Origin of the sequence: Saccharothrix ecbatanensis (assembly GCF_014205015.1) — a bacterium.
Lineage (GTDB): Bacteria > Actinomycetota > Actinomycetes > Mycobacteriales > Pseudonocardiaceae > Actinosynnema > Actinosynnema ecbatanense.
Map to the genome: position 1 here is coordinate 1,959,747 of NZ_JACHMO010000001.1, position 24,629 is coordinate 1,984,375.

General features: G+C 68.6%; 17 protein-coding genes. 13 read left to right on the forward strand and 4 right to left on the reverse strand.

The features are described from left to right. The first annotated feature begins 303 nt into the window (after positions 1–303). Together F4560_RS08475 and F4560_RS08480 are read left to right on the forward strand one after the other, a co-directional pair. Entirely contained in the window at positions 304–3,123 is a 2,820-nt protein-coding gene (locus tag F4560_RS08475) for a PQQ-dependent sugar dehydrogenase (protein ID WP_184918371.1), read from the forward strand. A 140-nt stretch (positions 3,124–3,263) separates the two neighbouring features. Next, positions 3,264–4,961, forward strand: coding sequence for a ThuA domain-containing protein (locus F4560_RS08480; protein WP_184918373.1), 1,698 nt, complete (start codon positions 3,264–3,266; stop codon positions 4,959–4,961). Positions 4,962–5,168: 207 nt separating this feature from the next. On the opposite strand, the gene F4560_RS08485 is transcribed toward F4560_RS08480, so the two are convergent. Further along, positions 5,169–6,224: a LacI family DNA-binding transcriptional regulator gene (locus F4560_RS08485; RefSeq protein WP_184918375.1), complete on the reverse strand. Its 1,056-nt coding sequence runs from the start codon at positions 6,222–6,224 to the stop codon at positions 5,169–5,171. A gap of 642 nt (positions 6,225–6,866) precedes the next feature. Between F4560_RS08485 and F4560_RS08490 the strand changes: the two genes are divergently transcribed. The 8 genes from F4560_RS08490 (at position 6,867) to F4560_RS08525 (ending at position 17,535) form a co-directional block, all read left to right on the forward strand. After that, the gene (locus F4560_RS08490) at positions 6,867–8,135 is read left to right on the forward strand and encodes an ABC transporter substrate-binding protein (protein ID WP_184918377.1); all 1,269 of its coding nucleotides are present in this window, start codon (positions 6,867–6,869) and stop codon (positions 8,133–8,135) included. 159 nt (positions 8,136–8,294) lie between these two features. Further along, positions 8,295–9,059, forward strand: coding sequence for a carbohydrate ABC transporter permease (locus F4560_RS08495; protein ID WP_312868838.1), 765 nt, complete (start codon positions 8,295–8,297; stop codon positions 9,057–9,059). Further along, positions 9,059–9,886, forward strand: coding sequence for a carbohydrate ABC transporter permease (locus F4560_RS08500; protein WP_184918381.1), 828 nt, complete (start codon positions 9,059–9,061; stop codon positions 9,884–9,886). The genes F4560_RS08495 and F4560_RS08500 overlap by 1 nt, the downstream gene beginning before the upstream one ends. 1 nt (position 9,887) lies before the next feature. After that, positions 9,888–11,093 (forward strand): mandelate racemase/muconate lactonizing enzyme family protein, encoded by a 1,206-nt coding sequence (locus F4560_RS08505; RefSeq protein WP_184918383.1) that lies wholly within the window; start codon positions 9,888–9,890, stop codon positions 11,091–11,093. 164 nt (positions 11,094–11,257) lie between these two features. Further along, complete coding sequence (locus F4560_RS44245; protein WP_246477759.1) at positions 11,258–13,615, forward strand: RICIN domain-containing protein; 2,358 nt, start codon at positions 11,258–11,260, stop codon at positions 13,613–13,615. 219 nt (positions 13,616–13,834) lie between these two features. Then, on the forward strand, positions 13,835–15,352 hold the full coding sequence (locus F4560_RS08515) for an arabinofuranosidase catalytic domain-containing protein (protein WP_184918387.1): 1,518 nt from the start codon (positions 13,835–13,837) through the stop codon (positions 15,350–15,352). Positions 15,353–15,433: 81 nt separating this feature from the next. Beyond that, positions 15,434–16,558 (forward strand): RICIN domain-containing protein, encoded by a 1,125-nt coding sequence (locus F4560_RS08520; RefSeq protein ID WP_312868844.1) that lies wholly within the window; start codon positions 15,434–15,436, stop codon positions 16,556–16,558. 221 nt (positions 16,559–16,779) lie between these two features. Beyond that, complete coding sequence (locus F4560_RS08525; protein ID WP_221483406.1) at positions 16,780–17,535, forward strand: GH12 family glycosyl hydrolase domain-containing protein; 756 nt, start codon at positions 16,780–16,782, stop codon at positions 17,533–17,535. An 86-nt stretch (positions 17,536–17,621) separates the two neighbouring features. On the opposite strand, the gene F4560_RS44250 is transcribed toward F4560_RS08525, so the two are convergent. Further along, a complete protein-coding gene (locus F4560_RS44250; RefSeq protein ID WP_246478233.1) occupies positions 17,622–19,028 on the reverse strand; it encodes a glycoside hydrolase family 10 protein in 1,407 nt (468 codons plus the stop codon). A gap of 462 nt (positions 19,029–19,490) precedes the next feature. Between F4560_RS44250 and F4560_RS08535 the strand changes: the two genes are divergently transcribed. Beyond that, positions 19,491–21,284 (forward strand): glycoside hydrolase family 6 protein, encoded by a 1,794-nt coding sequence (locus F4560_RS08535; RefSeq protein ID WP_184918390.1) that lies wholly within the window; start codon positions 19,491–19,493, stop codon positions 21,282–21,284. A gap of 77 nt (positions 21,285–21,361) precedes the next feature. Next, entirely contained in the window at positions 21,362–22,633 is a 1,272-nt protein-coding gene (locus F4560_RS08540; protein WP_312868847.1) for a glycoside hydrolase family 6 protein, read from the forward strand. Between the two features lie 81 nt (positions 22,634–22,714). On the opposite strand, the gene F4560_RS08545 is transcribed toward F4560_RS08540, so the two are convergent. Then, positions 22,715–22,975: a hypothetical protein gene (locus F4560_RS08545; protein WP_184918394.1), complete on the reverse strand. Its 261-nt coding sequence runs from the start codon at positions 22,973–22,975 to the stop codon at positions 22,715–22,717. After that, the gene (locus F4560_RS08550) at positions 22,972–23,784 is read right to left on the reverse strand and encodes a phytanoyl-CoA dioxygenase family protein (protein ID WP_184918396.1); all 813 of its coding nucleotides are present in this window, start codon (positions 23,782–23,784) and stop codon (positions 22,972–22,974) included. The genes F4560_RS08545 and F4560_RS08550 overlap by 4 nt, the downstream gene beginning before the upstream one ends. 70 nt (positions 23,785–23,854) lie before the next feature. Between F4560_RS08550 and F4560_RS08555 the strand changes: the two genes are divergently transcribed. Continuing rightward, positions 23,855–24,625: a helix-turn-helix transcriptional regulator gene (locus F4560_RS08555; protein WP_184918398.1), complete on the forward strand. Its 771-nt coding sequence runs from the start codon at positions 23,855–23,857 to the stop codon at positions 24,623–24,625. Positions 24,626–24,629: the final 4 nt, after the last annotated feature.

Consider the following 24,629-nt stretch of genomic DNA (forward strand, 5'->3'; position numbering starts at 1 on the left):
GGAGTGCGGGCACAGCTGTCCTCAGTGGAGCTTTCCACCGCATGAATCGCCGTCATCGAAACCCGTTGGGCAAAAGTAGCCACCGGTGAACCCGGTCGTCAACGCCGGAACGGCCTGGTGCTAACACTTTTAGCAATGCGCTTGCCGGCGCGGGCGGTTTATCGAATGTATTCGACAAACCGGGCCGTTGCTTTAGCGGAATTTTAGCGCTTACGGTTTTCCCCTGATTTGAACCGGTTTGTGCCTCGGCTTCTGGGAGCGCTCCCGGCCCGTCCCCCCGACATCAGAGGGTGTGAGCCCGTCATGAGATACCGAGTCAGGGCGGCGTTGACCGCCGCTCTCCTCGTGGCCGCCGGTGTGGTCGCGACTGTGATCGGTTCTTCGTCGCCGGCCGCGGCGCACGCGGTCAACCCCGCCGACTTCCAGCAGGTCGAGCTGGCCCGAGGGGTCGGCGAAGTGGGTGAGCCGATGACGCTCGCCGTGCTCCCGGACCGCTCGGTGCTGCACACCGCCCGCAACGGGACGGTGCGCCGCACCACGGCCGCGGGCGTCACCAGCGTGATCGGCACAGTGCCGGTCTACACGCACGACGAGGAAGGCATGCAGGGCATCGGGGTGGATCCCGGCTTCGCCACCAACCGGTTCATCTACCTGTTCTACGCGCCGCCGCTGTCCACCCCGGGTGGTGACGCACCGGCCACCGGGTCGGACTTCTCGGCGTGGAAGGGGGTAAACCGGTTGGCCCGGTTCACCCTGAACGCCGACTTCACCCTGAACATGGCCAGCCAGATCACCGTGCTGGAGGTCGCGACCGACCGGGGCAACTGCTGCCACGTCGGCGGCGACATCGACTTCGACGCGGCCGGCAACCTGTACCTGTCCACCGGTGACGACTCCAACCCGTTCGACTCCAGCGGCTACACCCCGATCGACGAGCGGACCAACCGCAACCCGGTCTACGACGCGCAGCGCAGCGCGGGCAACACCAACGACCTGCGGGGCAAGGTGCTGCGGATCAAGGTGAACCCCAACGGGTCGTACTCGATCCCGGCGGGCAACCTGTTCGCGCCCGGCACCGCCAACACCCGGCCCGAGATCTACGCGATGGGTCTGCGCAACCCGTTCCGCTTCAACGTGGACCAGAAGACCGGCGCCATCTACCTCGGCGAGTACGGGCCGGACGCGGGCACGAGCAGCAACACGCGCGGGCCCGCCGGCCTGGTGGAGTTCAACCGGATCACCTCGGCGGGCAACTACGGCTGGCCCTACTGCGTCGGCTCGAACACCACGTCCGAGGCGTACGTGGACTACAACTTCGCCACCGGGCAGTCCGGCAGCCGGTTCAACTGCGCCGCGCCGGCCAACAACTCGCCGCGCAACACCGGGCTGGGCACGCTGCCGGCCGCGCGTTCGGCGTGGATCAAGTACGACAACTGCTCCTTCGCCGCGTTCGGCTGCGGTTCGGAGTCCCCGATGGCCGCGCCGGTGTACCGGTACGACGCGGCCAACCCGTCGTCGATCAAGTTCCCGGCCGCGCTGGACGGGCACGTGTTCGCCACCGAGTTCGGCCGGCGCTGGATCAAGACCATCGACGTCAACGCCGACGGGTCGGCCGGTCAGGTCAGCGAGTTCCCGTGGCGCGGCACGCAGGTCATGGACGCCACCTTCGGCCCGGACGGCGCGCTGTACGTGCTGGACTACGGCACGGGCTGGGGCAGCGGTGACGCCAGTTCCGCGCTCTACCGCATCGAGTACAACCCGGCCGGGAACAAGGCGCCGACCGCACGCGCCGCCGCCGACCGCACCTCCGGCGCCGCGCCGCTGACGGTCAACTTCTCGTCGGCGGGCTCGTCGGACCCCGAGGGCAGCGCGTTGGCCTACTCGTGGAACTTCGGCGACGGCACGACGTCCACAGCCGCCAACCCGAGCCACACCTACACGGCCAACGGCCAGTACTCGGTGACGCTCACGGTGACCGATACCGGCGGCCGCTCCGGCGCGGCCAACGTGTCGATCTCGGTCGGGAACACCGCGCCCACGGTGAAGCTGAACGCGCCGGTCAACGGCACCCTGTTCAGCTTCGGCGACGCCGTGCCGTACACGATCACGGCGTCGGACGCGGAGGACGGCACGATCGACTGCGCCCGGGTGAAGCTGAGCTACGTGCTCGGCCACGACAGCCACGGGCACCCGATCACCACGCAGACGGGCTGCTCGGGCACGTTGCAGATCCCGGTGGACGGTGAGCACGACACGGCGGCGAACCTGTTCGCGGTGCTCGACGCCGAGTACACCGACTCCGGCGCGAACGGTCAGCCGCCGGTGACCACCCACACGCAGCACGTGCTCCAGCTGCGGCACCGCCAGGCCGAGCACTACTCGACGCAGTCCGGCACCGGCCTCTACGACAAGGCAGCCGCCGAGGGCGGGCGGACCGTCGGCGACATCCAGAACGGCGACTGGATCGCGTTCGAGCCGTACGCGCTGGGTGGCACGACGAAGTTCACCGCGCGGGTGTCGTCCGCCGGCTCGGGCGGCACGCTGTCGGTGCGGACCGGTTCGCCCACCGGACCGGTGCTCGGCACGGTGACGGTGCCGGTGACCGGCGGGTGGGAGACCTTCACCGACGTGTCTGCCACCCTGTCCAACGTGCCGCCCGGAACCATCGCGCTGTACCTCACGTTCGCGGGCGGCACGGGCACCTTGTTCGACGTGGACGCCTACACGTTCGGCACGTCGACGGGTGGCACGCGGACCGGGCCGATCGTCGGGGTCGCGGGCAAGTGCGTGGACGTGAACGCCGGCGGTACGGCTGATGGCACGAAGATCCAGTTGTGGACGTGCAACAGCGGTGCGAACCAGCGTTGGACGGTCAACGGGACCACGTTGCGCGCGCTGGACAAGTGCATGGAGACGGCCGGTACCGCTGACGGCAGTCTGGTGCGGTTGTGGACCTGCAACGGCGGTAGTGGTCAGAACTGGACCGCCGGCGCCAACGGTTCGTTGGTGCACTCGCAGTCGGGCAAGTGCCTTGATGCCAACGGCGGCAGTTCCGCGGACGGCACGCAGTTGATCATCTGGAGCTGCCACGGCGGCACCAACCAGCGATGGACCCTGCCCTGACGATCCTGCCCTGACGATCCTGCCCCGACGAACTCTGCCCGGATGAACCCTGCCCGGATGACACCGGCAAGGACCGCGATGTGGCGTCGTTCCCACGACCGGAGCGACGCCACATCGCCCTCCTGCAAGGAGGCTAGGACATGCGAATTCCCTTCGCCCGGCGCGTGACAGGTGTGGCCGCTGCCGCCCTGACCATCGCCGCGCTCAACTCCGCTCCGCCGGCCGCCGCGGCCGACGCGCCGTACGACGTGCTGGTGTTCTCCAAGACCGCGGGCTTCCGCCACGACGCGATCCCGGCCGGCATCCAGCTGATCCGAGACCTGGGCGCGGCCAACAGCTTCACGGTGACCACCACCGAGGACTCGAACCACTTCACCACCGCCAACCTGGCCCGGTACGAGAGCGTGGTGTTCCTCAACACCACCGGTGACGTGCTCAACGCCACGCAGCAGACCGCGTTCGAGTCCTACGTCCGAGGCGGTGGCGGGTACGTCGGCATCCACTCGGCGTCCGACACCGAGTACGACTGGCCGTTCTACGGCGAGCTGGTCGGCACGTACTTCACCTCGCACCCGGCCATCCAGCAGGCGACGGTCCGGGTGGAGAACCGGGCGCACCCGGCCACCGCGCACCTGAGCCCGGCGTGGACCCGTACCGACGAGTGGTACAACTTCCGCGGCAGTGTCCGGTCGACGGCCCGGGTCCTGGCCACGTTGGACGAGTCGACCTACAGCGGCGGCTCGATGGGCGCCGACCACCCCCACACGTGGTGCAAGACCGTCCAGGGCGGACGCTCCTTCTACACCGGCAGCGGACACACGCAGGCCAGTTACGCCGAGGCCGGTTTCCGCGCCATGGTCCTCGGTGGCATCCGCTACACGGCCAACCGGGCCGATGCCGACTGCCGACCGGAGAACGGCTACACCGCGCTGTACAACGGTTCCACCACCGGCTGGTCGCAGGCCGGACCGGGCGGCTTCACCAACAGCGACAGCACGCTGACCTCGTTCGGCGGCCAAGGCCTGTTGTGGAACAGCGCGCGCGAGTACCGCGCGTACTCGCTCAAGCTGGACTGGCGGATGCCCGGTGACGACAACTCCGGCGTCTTCGTCGGCTTCCCGCCGAGCACCGACCCGAACTCCGCGATGGCCAACGGCTACGAGGTGCAGATCGACGCCACCGACACCGCGGACAAGACCACCGGCGCGATCTACGGCTTCAAGGGCGCCGACCAAGCCGCCCGTGACGCCGCGCTCAACCCGCCCGGCGCGTGGAACACGTTCGAGCTGCTGGTCGAAGGCGAGCGCCTCCAGGTGTTCCTCAACGGCACGCTGATCAACGACTTCACCAACACCGACCCGGCCCGGTCGCTGGTGTCCGGGCACATCGGCATCCAGAACCACGGCGCCGGCGACGACGTGTCGTTCCGCAACATCCGCATCAAGGAACTGGGCGGCACCGTTCCGCGCACCGGGCCGATCACCGGCGCCTCCGGCAAGTGCGTGGACGTCAACGGCAACAGCTCGGCCGACGGCGCGAAGGTGCAGTTGTGGTCGTGCAACGGTGGCGTGAACCAGCGTTGGACGGTCAACGGGACCACGTTGCGCGCGTTGGACAAGTGCATGGAGGTGGCGGGCACGGCCAACGCCGCCGCGGTCCGGCTGTGGACGTGCAACGGCAGCGGTGGCCAGAACTGGACCGCCGGCGCCAACGGCTCGTTGGTGAACCCGCAGTCGGGCAAGTGCCTGGACGCCAACGGCGGCAGTTCCGCGGACGGCACCCAGCTGATCATCTGGAGTTGCCACGGCGGCACCAACCAACGGTGGACCCTGCCTTGAGTCGAAGGAGTGTTCGATGAGGACCAGCGGGTGAGGCATCCGCCTCCCCATGGACACGACGCTATGCTCCGACCCGGTCGTGCCGCGATCGGTCGAGCGCGACGGGCGGCTGGCGGCCCACGGCCGTGCGCGACTTCCTGTTGGAGCTCCAAGGGATTCCGGCGGCGGAGGTCAGCCGCTGAGCTCACGACGTCGCGTGCGGCCCGCTCATCGCGGCGGCGCTACGGAGTCACGGTCGCGGACGGGCATGGGGACGTAGTGGGGCCTGCTCCGGTGCGACCGGCCCACGTCCTGCTGCGCGGGTTCGGCGAAGAGGAGGTCGACGGCCTTCGCGCCGAGGTCGTGGTGGGGGAGGGCGACGGTGGTGAGGGCGGGGCGCAGCCACGAGGCGATGGGGTGGTCGTCGAAGGAGACGACGGAGACGTCGTCGGGCACGGCCAGACCGGCGTCCTGTAATGCCTGGTAGGCGCCGAACGCGAGCCGGTCGTCCAGGCAGATCAACGCGCGCGGGCGCTGTTCGGCCAACAGGTCGCGGGTCGCTTCGAAGCCGTGCTTCGGCAGCCACCACCGGCACGGGCGTCCGCTTGCCACCTCGACGCCCATCGCACCCAGCTCCTGGCGGATACCGGTGAGCCGGTCGAACGCCGCGGAGCGCCCCGGAGGGACGTCGTCACCGGACGGATCGGCGCCGATGACGTGGATGCCCTCGTCGTGGCCCGCGTCGAGGAGCACGCGCGCGGCGGCACGGCCGGCTTGCACCTCGTCGGGCAGCACGGAGATCAGCGGCGACGGCTCCCGGGGCAGCACGTTGAGCAGCACCGCGGGGCCGGTGGCGAGTTCGCTCGGGATGCTGATCGTCCTGGTGTGCACCGAGGCGAGGATGATGCCGTCGACGCGGCAGTCGTGCATCGTCTCGATCAACGTCCGCTCGAAGCCGGAATCGCCCTCGGTCTCACCGAACAGCAGCGTCACGCCGTGCCGGCGGGCGGCGCCGAGCGCACCTTTGATCATGTCGCCGGCCAACCGTGAGCTGGCGACCGAATCGGACACGAAGGCGATCGTCTGCGTCCGAGGCCCGCGCTGTCCCAACGGGACCCGGTTGCGGCGGTACTCCATCTCCGTCGCCGCCTCGCGGACCCGCCGCTGCATCTCCTCGGAGATCCGCAGGTCCCGGCCGCGCCCCGACAACACCAGGGACACGGTGGTCTGGGAGACGCCGACCACCTTGGCCACGTCGGCCAAGGTGACCCGTCGTGTGCCCAACGTGGACCTCCTGTTCTCCGAGTCCGGCCTCCGGTCAACGGCGACCAGTGCGTGCACGACAAGGGACGGGCCGTTCGGATCGTGACCGGCCGTCGGGAGCGCTCCCAGAGCTGGTGTGGCTTCGCGCGACGGCTATTCGACGGCCATTCGACGGTCATTCATCGGGAACCCGGCGGCAGCCCGTCAGTCGGGGCCGCCGGGCGGGGCCGCGAGGCGGGGCGCGCAGGGTGCGCGGCCGTTGGGCCGTTGTGGCATGAGCTGCTCCACTACGTCGTGGTGCTCGTGGGTCGGAGTCCGAGAAGCAGGAGCCTTGTCGATGAGTCTGACTCATCGAGCCGTAGGCCTAGCAACCTATGACAGCCCCTGAGCTGCCTTCCCGTCAAGGGCGCAGCATGTCTATTTTGGGGAGACAACCCTGCCGACTGGTGGGTTTGCCCGGTTGCCGGGTCAACCGGGCGGCGACGTCCCCAGATTGAGTACTACTCATCGTTCCCTGTTGGGCCATGGATCGGTATGGTGTGCCGCAGTCGTTGGCCGTGCGCCTCGCGACGGTTCAGCACAGTGGCCGTGCGAGGGAGTCGTCCACCACGCAATCGCTCCCGTGCGCGCAGGCGCCGGTCGCCGTTTGGAAAGTGAGCCGCAATGAAGCAGCGCGCACTGTGGTCGGCTGCCTTGGTGCTGGGTCTGACCCTGGCGTCCGGCTGCGGAAGCGCCACGGCGCCGGGATCCTCCGGCGGCTCGGGCGACAAGCTGGTGGTCTGGGACTGGAAGTCCGGCGATGCGAACGTGGCCGCGTACCTCGACAAGGCGAAGGCCGATTTCGCCAAGAGCCACCCGGACACCGAGGTCGAGTTCGTGGCACAGCCGTTCGACCAGTACTACACGCTGCTCGGGGCGGCGATCCAGTCCGGCAAGGGGCCCGACGTCATGCTCTTCAACGGTGGCGGTCAGCTCCGCGACCGGGTCGACGCGCTGGTGCCGCTGGACGAGTACGTCGCCCAGGACAAGCAGCGGCTGGCCGGCTGGGACGCGTTCACCAAGGATGGGAAGACCTATGCCTCGCCGGTGACGCTGCAAGGCCACCCGCTCTACTACAACAAGGCGCTGTACAAGCAGGCGGGACTGGACCCCGAGGCGCCTGCCGAGACGTGGGACGACTTCGTCGAGGACTGCGGCGCCATCACGGGCAAGACGGGCGCCAAGTGCTTCGGCGTCGGCAACAAGGAAGGCATCGGCATCCAGTTCTTCCTGTCCGGCATCGGTTCGGCGGTGCTCACGCCGCAGGAGTACGACGACTGGATCGCCGGGAAGCGGGACTGGGCCTCGCCGAACGTGAAGCGGGTCTTCGAACTCTGGAAGCAGGTCGACGACGGCGGGCTGAACAACGACGGGGTCAACTCCACCGCGATGTTCAACGACGCGTTCGCCGTCTTCCAGTCGGCCAAGGCCGCGCACATCATCGGCCTGATGTCCGACATCGGGCACTGGAAGGACTTCGGCGAGTTCCTCGACCCGGACGACGTCGGCGTGATGGCCGCGCCGGTGGCCAACCCCGCGGCGACGCCGAGCCTGCCGTACGACGGTGGCATCGGCTACGCGGTCGCCAAGTGGACCAAGGACCCGAAGTCGGCCGCCGACCTGGTGCGGTCGTTGACGTCGTCCGAGGCGCTGAAGGCCTTCTACGCCGACGCGGGCGCGATCGCGTCCGACACCACCATCGACGTCTCCGCCGGCGGCCCGGCCGTCACCACGATCACCGCGGGGATCAAGACCGGCAAGCCCGCCCTGCACGTCGCCTTGTCCAGCAAGACGATCGACCTGATGGGTCGCCTCTCACAGCAACTGCTCAGCGGCTCGATCACCGTCGACGAGACCGTGGCGCAGTTGGCCGCCTCCGACAAGGCGAGCTGATCCGTGCCGCCCGGAGGTCCTCTGTCGGTCCGCCCGGTGGTGGCCGGACGGACCGGGGGAGAAGCGGTCACGAAAGCGGTGGGCTTGCCACCGACCAAGCCGTCACGGCGGCGTGTCCGTCGCGGGTCGCGGGCCGAGCGCCTGGCTCCACTGGTCCTGGTGGCGCCGACCGTGCTGATCATCGTGGCGCTGCGGTTGTGGCCGCTGGTGCTCGGGGTGAACTTCTCGTTCACCGGCGACGGCGCCCGCAACGGCGCGGCGGTCGGCCTGCTGGTGCTGCTGCTCCCGGTGGCCGTGGCGATCCCCGGTCTGCTCGCCACGTCCATCTACCTCAGGGTGCCCGGACACCGGGTCTACCGGGGTGTCTACTTCTTCCCGGCGGTGTTGTCGCCGGTGATCGTCGGGGCGATCTTCAACCTGCTCCTCGCCTACGACGGTCCGCTCAACACACTGCTCGGCGGCGTGGGCCTCGGGCCGGTCGACTGGCTCGGCGACCCGGACGTGGCGATCTTCGCGGTCGTCGGCGTGCACGTCTGGGCCACGTTCGGCATGGCGCTGGTCGTCTTCCTGGCCGGGTTCGCAGCCCTCGATCCCTCGCTGCTGGACGCGGCCAAGGTGGACGGCGCGTCCCTGCCGCAGACTATTTGGCACGTGATCATCCCAGGGCTGTCCCGCACGATCCAGTTCGTCTTCGTCACCACGATGATCGGCATGCTGACGTCGATGTTCGGCCTGCTGTTCGTGATGACCAGCGGCGGTCCGGAGGCGTCCACCTACCTCCCCGAGTACTACATCTGGGTCCAGCAAGGACAGTTCAACCAGCCCGCGCTCGCCTCCGCGGCGTCGACGGCCCTGTTCCTGATCATGCTCGTGGTGGGACTCGCCCAGATCGGCGTCCTGCGACGTGCCGGCAGGGAGAGCTGATGGCCGGTCGGCGGTTGACGAAGTGGTTTGTCGCGGTGCCGATGGCGGCACTGGCGTTGGCGACGGTGTACCCGTTGCTGTTCACCGCCAACGTCGCCATGAAGACCCGCCGCGAGTACGTCCTCGACCGGTTCTCGTTGTCGGGGGCACTGCGGTGGGAGAACATCGCCTCGGCGTGGACGAGTGTCGGCATGTCCCGGTACTTCCTGAACTCGGCGATCGTGGTGACGTGTTCGGTCGCGTTGCTGCTGCTGTTCGGGTCGATGGCGGGGTTCGCGCTCGCCCGGTTGCGGTTCCGCGGTTCCTCGGTGTTGTTCCTGGGCTGCCTCGCCGCGCTGTTCATCCCGTTCCAGGTGATCATGATCCCGCTCACCCGGGTCATGGCCGACGCCGGCCTCGTCGACACCTACCCGGGGCTCGTCCTCGCCTACGTGGCGCAGTTCCTCCCCTTCACGGTCTTCCTGATGACCAGCTACTACTCGACCGTGCCCGCGGAGATCGTGGACGCGGCGCGGATCGACGGGAACACGCTGTACGGCGTGTACTGGCGGATCATGCTCCCGCTGGGCCGCCCGGCACTCCTGTCGGTCGGCGTGCTCAACGCCCTGTTCTGCTGGAACGACGTCCTCATCTCCCTGCTCATGATGCCGTCCGCGGAGAACCGCACGCTCATGGTCGGGGTCACCTCGTTGCGGGGGCAGTACTCGGATGACATTCCCGTGTTCGCCTCCGGCGTGCTGATCGCCGCGGTACCCGTCCTCGTCGTCTACCTGTTCCTGCAACGCCAGATCGCCGACGGCGTCACCGCAGGGGCCACGAAGGGCTGATATGCGCATCACCGGTTACCGGACGCTCACCACCGTTCAGAACTGGGGTCGACCGATCGGCGACGCCAACGGCGTCTTCGCCGACGGCGTCGTCCGGGTGCCGATCGTCATCGTCGAGACGGACGTCGGCATCACCGGCGTCGGACTCGGGCATCACGTGGAGATCGAAACGGTCTTCGCCGCCATCGAAGGCGAAGACCCGCGTGCCGTCACCGCCCTCTACGACCGGATGCTGCGCCACGTGTTCAAGGCGGGCCACGCGGGCGCGGTGTTCGGCACCATCGGCGCACTCGACACCGCGTTGTGGGACATCAAGGCGCAGGCCGCAGGTGAACCGCTGTGGCGACTGCTCGGCGGACGCGACCGCCGGGTGCCCGCGTACGCCTCCGGTGTGGACATCGGGCTGGGCGACGACGAACTCGTCGCGCTGTACGAGACCTACGCCGACCGCGGACTGCGCGTGGCGAAGATCAAGGGAGGCCTCGACGTCGACCGGGACCGGGACCGCCTGATCCTGGTGCGCGAGGTGCTCGCCGAAGCCGGTCGCGGCACCCGGCCGGGCTTGATGCTCGACGTCAACGAGGCGTTGACCCGCAAGCAGGCGGTGCGCCACGTCAGCGAACTCGAACGGACGCTCGACCTGATCTGGATCGAGGAGCCGGTCCGGCGGTGGGACGCGGAGGGGCACGCGGTCGTCGGCCGTGGCGTCCGCGCCTCGATCGCCAGCGGCGAGAACCTCACCGGGCTCGAGCAGTACCGTCCGCTGATCGCGGCGGGCGCGGTCGACATCGTCCAGGCGGCGGCGGGCTGGGGCGTCACCCACTTCCTGCGCGTCTCTGCCTTCGCGCACGCCCACGACCTGCCCGTGAGCCCCATCGGCAACACGCCGGTCGGGTTGCTGCACGCCGCGACGTCCGTGCCGAACCACTTGGTCAGCGAGCTCCAGGACCTCCAGCCGCCGACGGGGATCTCGATCGACCTCCACGTCGAGGACGGGGCGTTCGTCCTGGGCGACAGCCCGGGACTGGGCATCCGCGTCGACGAGGACGCGATCGTCGCGTCCCGCCGCCGACTCGCCGTCCCGGCGACCGAAGGTCCGCACGTCCGGCCGGAACGTGCCGGCCAACGCATGTTGGCGGTAGTGCAAGGCGCAGTCGCGGAACCTGAGTACCTCCGATCTGCGGCGGTCGTGATGGACGAGGTGTGACAACGCTGTCACGTGGTCGTCGGCCGCGCACCCGGCTGAACCACGTGCCCGAACGCCGTGCCAGAACGACGTGCCCATCCGGCACGTCGGTAGAGCTTGCAGACCACACTCCAAGTCAGGAGGTCTCCTTGTTCGCGTCCTCTTCCTCTGCGGTACGAAGGCCGTTGTCCGCGAGTGCCGCCACGGTGGTGTTGACCGCCGCGGTCGCCGCGGTGGCTCTCGCACCTTCCGCGTCCGCCGCCACCACGACCCTCTACGCCTCCCCTTCCGGCACCGGCACCAGCTGCACGGTCACCCAGCCGTGCTCGGTGCCCGCCGCCCAGGCCGCGGTGCGGTCGCAGAACGGCAGCATGTCCGGTGACATCGTCGTGCAGTTGGCCGACGGGGTGTACCGGCTCTCCGAGCCGCTGCGGCTGACCGCGGCGGACTCCGGCAACAACGGCTACCGCGTGCTGTGGCAGGCGGCCCCGTCCGCGCGTCCCGTCATCAGCGGCGCCCGCGCCGTCACCGGCTGGTCGGTGGTCGACGCCGGCCGGAACATCTGGCGTGCCAACGTCCCCACGGGGATCGACTCACGCCAGCTGTACGTCAACGGCGCGGTCGCGACCCGGGCCCGCACGCAGGTGAACCGGGCCGACTTCAGCTTCACCAGCACGGGCATGAGGTTCTCGAACTCCGCGCTGAACTACCTGAACAACCTGGGCAACCAGAACCGGGTCGAGGTGGAGAGCGTCAACTCGTTCACCGACCGGTACTCGCCGGTGCAGAGCATCAGCGGGAACTTCCTCACCATGCAGCAGCCCGCGTGGAACAACAACACCTTCGGGTACGACACGCTGACCCAGCCGCACCGGGCCGGGCCGTTGTACCTGGCCAACGCCTACGAGTTCCTGGACTCACCGGGGGAGTGGCACCTCAACCCCGGGACGGGCGCGCTGTCCTACATCCCGTTGGCGGGGCAGAACATGAGCGCCGTCAGCGTCGAGCTGCCGTTGCTCCAGTCGCTGGTGGACGTCGGCGGCACCTATGCCGCGCCGGCGCACCACATCTCGTTCAGCGGGATCACGTTCACCGGCACCAGTTGGCTCGGCCCCAGCAGCAACCAGGGGTACGCGGACCAGCAGACCGGCTCCTACATCGGGGGCAACTGGAACTGGCCGGGCGACCGGCTGACCTCGTGCCAGAACGGCTGCACCCAGTTCGAGGCGGCGCGACCGCACTGGAACCAGATGCCCGCCGCCGTGCAGGTCTCCGCCGCCAACAACATCACCTTCAGCGAGTCGCAGTTCGTCAACCTGGGCCAGACGGCCATCGGCATCGGCAACGACGCGAACGCCCACGCCAGCGGTGTCGGCCTGGGCGCCAGCAACATCACCGTCACGCGGTCCGAGATCGCCCGCAGTTCGGCCGGTGGCATCGTGGTCGGCGGCGTGCGCGCCGACGCCCACCACCCGAGCGACCAGCGGATGGTCAACCGGGACATCACCGTCAGCTACAACCGCATCCACGACCTCGGCATCGAGTACCGGGGCAACGTCTCGGTGCTGAACACCTACGTCAGCACCGCCACCGTGTCCCACAACGAGGTCTACAACATGCCGTACTCCGGCATGTCGATCGGGTACGGCTGGGGCGCCAACGACGCCGGCGGCAACAACAACTACGCCACCCGCGGCCTGTACAACTACCAGCCGCGCTACACGACAGCGACCACGGCGTCCAACAACCGGCTCGTCAACAACTACATCCACGACGTCATGCAGCAGATGCACGACGGCGGGTGCATCTACACGCTGGCGTGGAACCCGGGCGCCTCGATCAGCGGGAACCACTGCCAGCGGACCAACGGCTACTTCGGGGTCTACTTCGACGAGGGCTCGAAGTACTACTCCGTCACGGGCAACGTCTTCAACAACACCGGCACGTGGGCCACCGCGAACTACTGGGGTGGCGAGAACATGGGCAACTGGACGGTCACCAACAACTGGTCGACCAACAGCAGCACCAACGTGACCAACGGCGACCGCGGCAACGTGGTGTCCGGCAACACGGTCGTCAGCAACGGAAACTGGCCGTCCGGCGCGCAGGCCGTGATGGCCAACGCCGGGCCAGGGGGCGGCGGCACCACCGGCCCGCAGAACGCCATGCTCGTGGGAACCCAGTCGGGTCGCTGCGCCGAGGTACCCGGCGGGAGCGCCAACGGCGCACAGACCCGGCTCTGGGACTGCAACGGCGGCGCCAACCAGCGGTGGACCTACACCTCCGGCAAGCAGCTGATGGTCAACGGCAACAAGTGCCTGGACGCCAGCGGCGCCGGGACCGCGAACGGCACCGCGGCGATCATCTGGGACTGCCACAGCGGCACGAACCAGCAGTGGAACGTGAACGCCAACGGCACCATCACCGGGGTGCAGTCCGGGCTGTGCCTGGACGCCAGCGGCAACGGGACCGCGAACGGCACCCTGCTCCACCTCTGGTCGTGCCACGGCGGCACGAACCAGCAGTGGAGCGCGCGCAACTGACCCACCGCGCGGAGGCCGTCCGCCGGCCTCCGCGCGCTGGTCATGTCAAGCGCTGCGCCACCGTTGCTTTAGCGCTGGTTTAGCACCTACGGTCGGCAGTAGTCGAAGCGATTCGAAACCCTGCCCAACGAGCTGTTTCGGCACTTCACGCACCCGGCGCGTCCTGGTGCGCTTCCGCCGCCGCACACCCTGCCCTCCCACATCGTCGTAGGAGTGAGAATGCAGCCCTTACCCGGTTCCCCGCAGGCGTCCGTGAAGCGTTGGTGGCGCTCACGGGCGGCGGTGCGCGCGCGTGTCGTGATGGCACTGGCCCTGTTGCCCGCGGCGTTGACGACGTGGTCCGCACCGGTGACCGCGTTGGCGGCCGGCACGGGACCGTGCGACATCTACGCATCGGGCGGCACGCCCTGCGTGGCCGCGCACAGCACGACGCGGGCGCTCTACGGCTCGTACGCCGGAAACCTCTACCAGGTCAGGCGTTCGTCGGACAACACGACGAGGAACATCGGTCTGATGGCCGCCGGCGGCACCGCCAACGCCGCGACCCAGGACTCGTTCTGCGCCGGCACCACCTGCGTCATCACGGTGGTCTACGACCAGTCCGGCCGGGGCAACGACCTGTGGTACCAGGGATCGGACGTCGTGCCCGGGTCGCCCCAGAGCAGGCCCGCGCTCGCGACCTCCGAGTCGCTGGCGGTCGGCGGCAGCAAGGCCTACTCGCTCTACATCAACCCCGGCAACAGCTACTGGCGTGACGGCCACCTGACGGGCGTGCCGACCGGCGCCCAGCCGGAAGGCATGTACATGGTGACCAGCGGCACCCACGTCAACAACGGCTGCTGCTTCGACTACGGCAACAGCGAGACGACCCGGAAAGCCGACGCGGCCGGCGCGATGGACGCGATCAACTTCAGCACGCAGTGCTGGTTCGGCGGGTGCTCCGGAACCGGTCCCTGGGTCCAGGCGGATCTCGAATGGGGTCTCTTCCCGGGCGGCAGCCAGTCGTGGAACCCGAACCAGCGCGCCTTCACCAGCAAGTTCGTCACGGCGATGCTGAAGAACAACGGGACCACGCGGTTCGCGCTCAAGGGCAGCGACGCGCAGGTCGGCAACCTCACCACGCTGTGGGACGGCGCGCTGCCCAACGGGTACAGCCCGATGAAGAAGCAGGGCGCGATCATCCTGGGCAGCGGCGGCGACTGCTGCAAGCCCGACGGCGGCGCGAACCTCAGCGCCGGCACGTTCTACGAAGGGGCCATGGTCGCGGGCTACCCGTCCGACGCGACCGAGAACGCGGTGCAGGCCAACGTCATCGCGGCCGGCTACACCACCGGTGGCGGCACCACCCCGAGCGGCGCGGTGCGCGCGGTGGGCGCGGGCAAGTGCCTCGACGTGCCGAACGGGACGGCGGGCGCGCAGGCCCGGATCTGGGACTGCCAGGGCGGCGCCAACCAGACGTGGACCCGGACGTCCTCGGGCCAGTTGGCCGTGTCCGCTGGCTCCGGCCAGATGTGCCTCGACGCCTACGGCCAGGGGACGAGCGCGGGCACGAGGGCGGTCATCTGGTCGTGCAACGGCCAGGCCAACCAGCGCTGGAACGTCAACTCCAACGGCACGATCACCGGAGCGCAGTCCGGCTTGTGCCTGGACGTGTCCGGCGCGTCCACGGCCAACGGGGCGCAGGTGCAGCTGTGGACCTGCAACGGTGGTGCCAACCAGAAGTGGGGCGTCAGCTGATTCCCCACCACCATCAGAGTTCGTGACTCGACAGCGGTCCGGCACGCCGTGCCGGACCGCGGCTCAACCCGAGGAGTGCAAGTGCGACAACGCCTCAGCAGATTCGCCGCCCGTGCCACTGCCCTGGTCACCGCCTCGCTGGTCACCGCCGCGCTGCTGCCGGCCGGCCAGGCCGTCGCGGAGTCCAACGGCGGCGTGCGGGTCATGCCGTTGGGCGATTCGATCACCGAGGGGACGCAGGTGCCCGGCGGTTACCGGATCGGGCTGTGGCAGCGGTTCGGGTCCGGCGGCTACCGGGTGGACTTCGTCGGCTCGCAGTTCAACGGTCCGGGCTCGCTCGGCGACCACGACCACCAGGGCCACCCGGGCTGGCGCATCGACCAGATCGACGCGAACGTCGTCACCTGGCTGCGGAACACGACGCCGCGCACGGTGCTGCTGCACATCGGCACCAACGACATCCTGCAAAATTTCAACGTGGCCGGAGCGCCCGCCCGCCTGTCGGCGCTCGTCGACCGCATCACCGCGACCGTGCCGGACGCCGACGTGTTCGTCGCGACGATCATCCCGCTGGCCAACGCCGGGCAGAACACCGCCGCCCGGAACTTCAACGCCACCATCCCCGGCATGGTGCAGAGCAAGGTCAACGCGGGCAAGCGCGTGCGCCTGGTGGACATGCACGCCGCGTTGACGACGGCCGACCTGATCGACGGCATCCACCCCACGGCGACCGGCTACGACAAGATGGCCGCGACTTGGTACAACGCGTTGCGTGCGGTGCCCGGGAGCATCGGTGACCCGGTCGCACCGCAGGGCAAGCAGGTCGTCGGCGCGGCGTCCGGGCGTTGCCTCGACGTGCCGGGCTCCACGACCACCAACGGCACGCAGTTGCAGCTGTGGGACTGCCACGGCCAACCCAACCAGTCGTGGACGCACACCTCCGGCAAGCAGTTGGTCGTCTACGGCACCAAGTGCCTCGACGCCTACGGCCGTGGCACGGCCAACGGCACGCAGGTGGTGATCTGGGACTGCCACGGCGACACCAACCAGCAGTGGAACGTCAACGCCAACGGCTCCATCACCAACGTGCAGTCCGGCCTGTGCCTGGACGCGTACAACTACGGCACCGGCAACGGCGCCAAGTTGGTCCTGTGGTCCTGCTCCGGGCAGCCCAACCAGCAGTGGACCCTGCGCACCCCGGCCTGACCGTGCGACCGGGCGCGCCCACCGGGGCATTTCGACGGCGATTCGGAGTATCCGGGTCCCGGTGGGCGCGTGTTCGGAATTATTCGACGAAATCGACCAAAGAGGCCACGCCATTCGAATCGAAATTCGCCCTGTCATTCGAATGTTGACAGTCGCGAAAAGCGGTGCGTAGCGTTTCGTCCGCGTTAACCGCCGAATTTCGATGAGAAAGGTGGACCTTCGTGCTCAAAAGGTTCATGGTAGCCGTGCTGACCGCCGCCGCACTGACCTTGCCGACGACCGGCACCGCGCAAGCGGCCGGTAGCTGCGAAGATTTCTACTCGATCACCATGGGCAAGTACTGGATCAACAACAACGTGTGGGGCCAGAACTCGGGCCAGGGGTGGCAGTGCGTGTGGGACGGCTCGTCCGGCGGCTCGATCTCGTGGGGCACGGCCTGGGACTGGAGCGGCGGGCCGGGTCAGGTGAAGTCCTACGCCAGCTCCGTGCTCGGCTGGCACTGGGGCACCAAGCTGTCGGGCACCGGCCTGCCGGTCCGGTTGTCGGACAACCGGTCGGTGAACACGGGCGCGAGCTACACGGTCAAGCAGAACACTGCGAACGTCATGAACGTCGCCTATGACCTGTGGCTGCACCCGATGTCCAACCCGGGCACCACCAACCCGTCCGACGAGATCATGATCTGGACCTACCGCGCCGGTGGCGCCGGACCGGTCGGCACGCGGCAGGCCACCGTGTCGATCGCCGGCGCCAACTGGGACCTGTACCGGGGCAACATCGGCTGGGAGGTCTACTCGTTCGTCCGGACGGGCAACACCAACTCCGCCACGTTCAACCTGCGCGACTTCACGTCGCACTTGGTCAACCGGGGTTGGTTGAGCAACCAGAAGTACCTGACGAGCGTGCAGCACGGCACGGAGATCTTCAGCGGGAACGGGCAGCTGGACGTGCATTCGTACTACGCCAACGTCAGCTGATCACCCCTGTGAGTGGGTGGACGGTCGGAACGGGCCGGCGCCCGTGGCCACTGCGGCCACGGGCGCTGGCCCGTTCCGTTGCCCGATCAGCCGACGCGGACGAGCTGCCATTGCTGGTTGGCGCCGCTCCAGTCGCTGTACTGGACGACGTTGGCCCCGTCGGCCGTGGAAGAGCCCTGGACTTCGACGGCCTTGTTGCTGTTGCGGTTGAGCAGCTTGTGGTAGCCGCCCGACTCGACCGCGCGGAACTGCTGGTTGGCGCCGCTGTGGTCGCTCCACTGCTGGATCGCGGCGCCGTCGGCGGTGGAGGAGTTCGGCACGTCGAGGACCTTGCCGGAGTGGCGGGACTTGACGCGGTAGTAGCCGCCGCCGGAGTCCAGGAACTGCCACTGCTGGTTGGCGCCGTCGTTGCGACTCCACTGGGCGATGCGGCCACCGTCGTTCGTGGCCAGCCCGTACACGTCCAGCGCCTTACCGCTGCTGCGGTTCACCAACACGTACCACGCGGTCGGGTCGATGACGCCGGGCTGGGGGATGGAGCCCTCGTTGAGGGCGTTCAGGACGGCGGTGTAGGCGGGTTTCTTGTTGCCTGAGCCGTCGAAGAGGAGTGGGGTGCCGTAGGCGCGCCAGGAGTCGGTGTCGCGGATGCCCCAGACGGTGATGCCGGTGCAGCGGGTGACGGCGAGGCAGGCTTTGACCACGCGCTCGTAGTTGGACGCCTGCGCGCTGCCGGAGCCTTCGATGTCGAGTTCGGTGATCTGGACGTCGACGCCGAGGTTGGCGAAGTTCTGGAGGGTGGTCTGGTAGTTGCCGGGTACCGGGGACTGGGCGTTGAAGTGTGATTGGAGGCCGACGCAGTCGATGGGGACGCCGCGCTGCTTGAAGTCCTGGACCATCCGGAAGATGGCCTGGGTCTTCGCGTGCGTCCAGTCGTCGGAGTTGTAGTCGTTGTAGCAGAGCTTCGCGCCCGGGTCCGCCGCCCGCGCGGCGCGGAATGCGGCTTCGATCCAGTCGTTGCCGGTGCGTTGGAGGTTGGAGTCACGACGCGCGCCCGATGAACCGTCCTGGAACGCTTCGTTCACCACGTCCCAGGCGTAGATCTTGCCCGAGTAGTAGGAGGCGACTCGTGTGACGTGGTTGAGCATGGCGGACCGCAGCGCGGAGCCCTCCATGCGCTGCATCCAGCCAGGCTGCTGGGAGTGCCAGGCCAGGGCGTGGCCGCGGATTCGTTTGCCCTGGGAGCGGGCGAGGTTGACGATGCGGTCGGCGTTGCCGTAGCTGAACTGGTTCTGGTTCGGCTCGGTCGCGTCCATCTTCATCTCGTTCTCGGCGGTGACCATGTCGAACTCCCGCTGGAGGAGTCCGGAATAGGTCGAATCACCGAGCCTGCCCGCGGCTACCGCGGTGCCGAAGTACCGGCCCTTCTCGGCAGCTGCGGTGGCCAACGTCGTGCCCGCCGCCTGGGCGAAGCCGGTGAACGCCATCGTCATCATGGTGGCGATCAGTCCTACGACGAGCAGCAACGCCGTTGTTCTCGGTCGACGCGCGGGCGTCGACCGAATGACCGCTCGTATCGAATGTTCCATCACATGTCCTTCGGGTCGGACACCGCGGGGCTCAGGTGCCCGCGGTGGCAATGGAAGCGCATTTGGGCACGCCAATTACCGGCCGCGAGAGTCGGGTCGTGCTCTTCAGACTGTGAATGATCGCGCACGCTCGGTCAAGGCGTCACGCAACTGTTTCGCGTCAGGTCCGGCGGAAAGCTAAATTCTGCTCAAAAGTTAGCGCACGCGTTTAGCCCGCTAAAGTCTGCGCTAACAATTTTAGCATTCCGGTAATTGACTGGGCCGCTTTGCGTGGTTACATTCGCGTTTGGTGACCACGCTTCTGGGAGCGCTCCCGGAAAAGCTAGGAGCCGTCCCCCCCAACACAGCATCGACGCTGCGAGGACCTGAATGAGTGCAACGAAACTGGCACGTGGCGGCGCCGCTGCCGCCGCCCTGACCCTGTGTTCGGGGCTGCTGATCCTGGCGAGCACCTCGGCCAGCGCGGCCCCCGGATGTTCGGTCGACTACAAGGTCAACCAGTGGGACACCGGCTTCACGGCCAACGTCACGCTGAAGAACCTCGGCGACGCGATCACCGGCGGGTGGACCCTGGAGTGGGACTTCCCGGGCAACCAGAAGATCACCAACGGCTGGAGCGCGACCTACGACCAGTCCGGGCAGCACGTGAGCGCCAAGAACCCCGGCTGGGCGCCGTCGCTCCCCACGGGCGGAAGCGCGACGATCGGTTTCAACGCCTCGTACTCGGGCGCGAACGCCCTGCCCACGGTGTTCAAGCTCAACGGCAACACGTGCGGCGGTGGTCCTACGACCACGACGTCGACCTCCACGTCGACCTCCACGTCCACGTCGACCTCAACCTCGACGACGACCTCGACAACGACGACCACGACCACGCCGGGCAACCCGGGTGAGCACGTGGCCAACCCTTACGAGGGCGCCAAGGGCTACCTGAACCCGGACTACGTCGAGAACGTGAACACGCTGGCCGACGCGACCGGCGGCGCCCTCGGCACCTCCATGCGCAAGGTCGCCCAGAACTCCACTGCCGTGTGGATGGACCGCATCGGCGCCATCACCGCCGGACGGGGGTTGACCGGTCACCTCGACGAGGCGCTGCGGCAGTCGGCCGGCGGCACGCCAGTGGTGATCCAGGTCGTCGTCTACGACCTGCCCAACCGCGACTGCGCGGCACTGGCGTCCAATGGCGAGCTGAAGGTCAGCGAGAACGGCCTGGCCCGGTACAAGGTCGAGTACATCGACCCCATCGCCGCGATCCTGGCCGACCCGAAGTACCGCGACCTGCGGATCGTCGCGATCGTGGAGCCGGACTCGCTGCCCAACCTGGTGACGAACCTCGGCAAGGCCAAGTGCGCCGAGGCCAGTTCCAGCGGCGCGTACGTCCAGGGCATCCAGTACGCCCTGAGCAAGCTCAGCGCGATCTCGAACGTCTACAACTACGTGGACATCGGGCACGCCGGGTGGCTGGGCTGGGACACCAACATGGGTCCCTCGGTGCAGCTGATCGCCAACACCATCAAGGGCGCCACCAAGGGCGTCAACAGCGTCGACGGTTTCGTGTCGAACATGGCCAACACCTCGCCGACCGACGAGGTCAACCTGCCCGACCCGAACCTCACCGTCGGGAGCCAGCAACTGCGGTCCGCGGCCTTCTACCAGTGGAACCCGTACTTCGACGAGGCCGACTTCGGCGCGGAGATGCGCAACCGGTTCATCTCGGCCGGTTTCCCCAGCGGCATCGGCATGTTGATCGACACCTCCCGCAACGGCTGGGGCGGCCCGAACCGGCCCACCGGCGCGAGTGGTTCGACGGTGGACGCGCACGTGAACTCCGGCCGCATCGACCGCAAGCTCCACCGGGGCAACTGGTGCAACCAGGTCGGTGCCGGTATCGGCGCACGGCCCACCGCCGCGCCGCGCGCGGGCTTCGACGCCTACGTGTGGATCAAGCCGCCCGGTGAGTCCGACGGCATCGCGACCAAGACCGACGGCCCGAACGAGGAAGGCAAGCAGCACGACCCGATGTGCGACCCGGCCTTCCGCGGTGACGACCAGGCCAACGGCGGCAACCTGACCGGTGCCATGGCCGGTGCGCCGCACGCCGGCTCGTGGTTCCCCGCCGGGTTCACCTCGCTCGTCCAGAACGCGTACCCGGCACTGTGAGGGGCGGGATCACGATGACACACAGGAAACGGACCGCGGCCGCGTGCGTCCTTTCGAGCGCACTGGTCGCTGGGGCAGTGGCCCTGGCGGTGAGCGGCGGTGCGACCGCTCAGGCGGCCGACTCGGCGTTCTACGTCGACCCGTCGAGTTCCAGCGCGAAGTGGGTCGCCGCCAACCCCGGCGACTGGCGGGCGCCGCTCATCCGTGACCGGATCGCCTCGGTCCCGCAGGCGCGGTGGTACACCACCACCAACACGTCGACGGTGCGCTCGGAGGTCAGCTCCTTCGTCGGCGCGGCGGCGTCGGCCGGGAAGATCCCGATCCTGGTGGTCTACAACGTCCCCAACCGGGACTGCGGCGGCGCGAGCGGCGGCGGTGCGCCTTCCCACTCGGCGTACCGGGCGTGGGTGGACGAGGTCGCGGCGGGACTGGCCGGTCGTCCGGCGACGATCGTGCTCGAGCCCGACGTGCTGCCGATCATGAGCAACTGCCAGAACGCGAGCCAGCAGGCCGAGACCAGGGCGTCCATGGCCTACGCGGGCAAGAAGCTGAAGTCCGGTTCCGGGCAGGCCAAGGTGTACTACGACATCGGCAACTCGGCGTGGCTGAGCCCGGCGGAGGCCGCTAACAGGCTCCGTGCGGCTGACATCGCCAACAGTGCCGACGGCATCGCGTCGAACGTGTCGAACTACCGCAGCACGCCCGACGAGGTGAACTACACCAAGAACATCCTCAACGCCCTCGGTGACAGCAGGTTCAAGGCCGTGATCGACACCAGTCGCAACGGCAACGGCCCGCAGGGCACCGAGTGGTGCGACCCGCCCGGTCGCGCGATCGGCACGCCCAGCACGACGAACACGGGCGACGCGAGGATCGCCGCCTTCCTGTGGGTCAAGCTGCCGGGCGAAGCGGATGGTTGCATCGCGCAGGCAGGCCAGTTCGTGCCGCAGCGCGCGTACGACCTGGCGATCGCGGCGGGTCCGACGTCGACGACGACATCGACGTCGAGGACGACGACCACCACGAGCAACAACCCCGGCGGCGGCTGCACGGTGACCCACCGCGTGGCCAGTCAGTGGACGGGCGGGTACACCGGCGAGATCGTGATCACGAACCGGGGGCAGCTGATCAACGGCTGGACCCTCACGTTCTCGGCGCCGGGTGTGACCGTCTCGCACGGTTGGAACGGGACGTGGACCGACACGGGCGACACAGTCCGGGTCGGCAACGCGTCCTGGAACGGGTCGCTCCCGACCGGTGGAACGACGACCATCGGTTACAACGCGAGCTACAACGGAACGACGCCGCCGTTCACCGCACCGACGTTGAACGGCACTGTCTGCTCCTGATCCCGTAGCCGGCCGTGACACAGCGGTTCCCCGTCCGGGACAGCCTCCTCCGGACGGGGAACCGCTGTGTCGGTGGGGACGTCACTCCAGCTTCTCGAACAGGAACTCGTGCTTGAGGAACGAGGTGTCGTACTCGTGCCCCGGGTAGGGCGGGATGAGTTGGGAGGCCTGGAAGAGTCGCCAGCCGTCGAGCAGGGCGTCGGTCCCGGTCTCGTACGGCGGGCGGTCGGTGTCCCCGGTGGTGGGTCGGGTGCGTCCGGTGCCGTCGTAGGACGCCCAGCCGACGACCCGGTCGTCCAGGGACGACGAGGACAGGTAGAGCACCAGCACTCGCTGCTTCACGCGGTCCTCCCGGGACGGTTGTGCACCCTGGTCGCCCAGTGCTCGATGTCGAAGGTGTCGTCGCCGGTCAGCGTCCGCCACAGCGCGATCCTGTTGTAGATCTCCAGTCGCCCGGTCGCCTGTTCGTACCAGGGGAAGGTGGTCGACAGCTCGGCCACGACGGCGGGATCGTCCAGGTCGCCGGTGTCCCAGAGGCGGACCTGGGGTTCGGCGGGGTTGAACCTGATCTTGAACATGTAACGGCGGCGTGCGGAGTCGTTGCGCCTGCCGCCGTGCCAGATGCCGTGGTGCAGCAGCAGCACCGTGCCCGCGGGGCAGGTCAGCCGGATCTGCCCGAGCAGGTTCTGGTAGCGCCCGGTGTCGCTTTCGTTGGTGAGGCGCAGGTGGCTGCCGGGAACCAGGAGCGTTCCGCCCATGTCCGGCGTGACCACGTGCGGGTAGTACATGAGCTGGACGTCGAACGCGTCGCGCCGGGTGTCGATGATCGCGTCGCCGTGCAGGGGTTGGGCGCTGCCCTCGTTCGGCTCGCGCACGTGCACGGCGATGTGGTCGACGGTGGGGTCGGGGCCGACGAGGCTGTGCAGCGCCCCGGCGACGGGTGGCAGGTCGACGAGGCGGCGGGCGAACGAGTCGTCCGGGAACGCCGCTTCCAGCGGAACTCCGTAGGGCACGCCCGGGACCCCACGCGTCATGGCGTCGATCGCCGTGGCGTTGAGGTCGTCGGGCACGACCGCGTCGAGGCGGAGGAATCCCTGTGCGGCGAAGCGCGCCATCAGCACTGAAGACAGCAGGTGGCTGGTGGTTTCCATACATCGGACACTAGGAGCGCGATGCGGCGGTGTAATGGGTTGTGTTCACCATTAGTGGTAAATTCTCACCATGGATCACGTCACGGTCCGGCTGGACGCGCCGCCGGTCGTGGTGAACCTGGGCGTGGGTGTGCACGGCGTGGCCGGCCGTCGTGACGAGTTCCTGTTGCCCGAGCTGTGGCAGCTGCACCTGTACGGCTACACCGCCGATCTGACCGTTGACGGCACGACGCACCCCATCCGCCAAGGCCACGTGAGCCTGATTCCGCCGGGTGCGCGGGTTGCGTACCGCTACCAGGGCCGATCCGAGCACCTTTACGCGCACCTGCGCCTGCCCGGGAAGGGCGAGGCGTTGACCGTGCCGGTCATGCAGCACGCGGGCGTCGACACACCGCTGCTCGCCGGTCTGCTGCGGCACGCCATCGCGGTCGCGCCCTCCGCCCCCGACATGGCGGCGGCGGAGGTCTGGACCGTCTTGTGGCGGGTAGCCCACCTGGCCGCGTCCGGGAAGCCGCACAACGCGGTGGCCGCGGCGGTCGCGCACGTCGAGGCGAACCTGGCCGAACCGCTGACCGTGCCTGGCGTCGCCGCCGCTGCGGGGGTGTCGCACAACCACCTGACCAGGCTGTTCCACGCCGAGACAGGGCACACCGTGGTCGCCTACATCCGCCGGCGCCGACTGGAGCGGGCACGTCACCTCCTGCACGAGTCGACGTTGCCCATCCCGGCGGTCGCGGCGGCGGTCGGGTTCGGCGACCTCCAGGCGTTCAACAAGGCATGCCGCCGTGAGCTCGGCGCTTCGCCACGTGCGGTGCGTGCCGGCACACCGAACACCGCCTAGGCGG